This is a genomic window from Staphylococcus sp. EG-SA-2 (assembly GCF_017152085.1).
On sequence record NZ_JACYHC010001098.1, the window covers coordinates 1 to 717 of the forward strand.

The window sequence follows — 717 nt, forward strand, 5'->3', positions numbered from 1 at the left end:
CAGGCATTAGTCTAGAAGCACATGTACAAAATACATTAATTGAATTAAAAGATGGCATACCCGACGTATGCTTTGTCAGAGATCTTGAAGGCATTTGTCTATCTAGAACGATTGCTACTGAAAAACAGCTTGTGCCAAATGTTGTGGCAGCATCAAGCCCTGTTGTATATGCACATGATGAAGCATGGCATCGTCTTAAATATTATGTTGTAGTAAATCACTTAGGACATTTAGTATCAACTATTGGTAAAGCAACTAGAAATGAAGTTGTGTTATGGCAACTTGTAGCGCATCGTCTTATGACTTGGAAAAAAGAATACGCGAATAACGCAGTATTTGTTGACTGTGTAGAAGATTTATATCAAACGCCGACCATTGCGGCTAAAGCGAATTTGATGAGTAAATTGAATGATTGTGGTGCAAACCCTATTTATACACATATACCAAATCCAATTTGTTATAACAAGGAGGTATCGTATTGTGAATCAAACAATTCTTAATCGTGTAAAGACTAGAGTAATGCATCAACTGGTATCATCACTTATTTATGAGAATATTGTTGTGTATAAAGCGTCATATCAAGACGGTGTCGGTCATTTTACAATAGAAGGACATGATTCAGAGTATCGTTTTACTGCTGAAAAGACACATAGCTTTGATCGTATACGTATCACATCACCAATTGAGCGTGTCGTAGGAGATGAGGCAGATACAACA

At 36.5% G+C, this 717-nt stretch carries 2 pseudogenes; both read left to right on the plus strand.

The window, feature by feature from the left end:
- Positions 1 to 500: pseudogene (gene sbnE, locus IDG60_RS27940) on the plus strand (L-2,3-diaminopropanoate--citrate ligase SbnE); the annotation flags it as partial.
- Positions 409 to 717 (plus strand): annotated as a pseudogene (locus IDG60_RS27945) (siderophore biosynthesis protein SbnF); the annotation flags it as partial. The pseudogenes sbnE and IDG60_RS27945, both read left to right, overlap by 92 nt.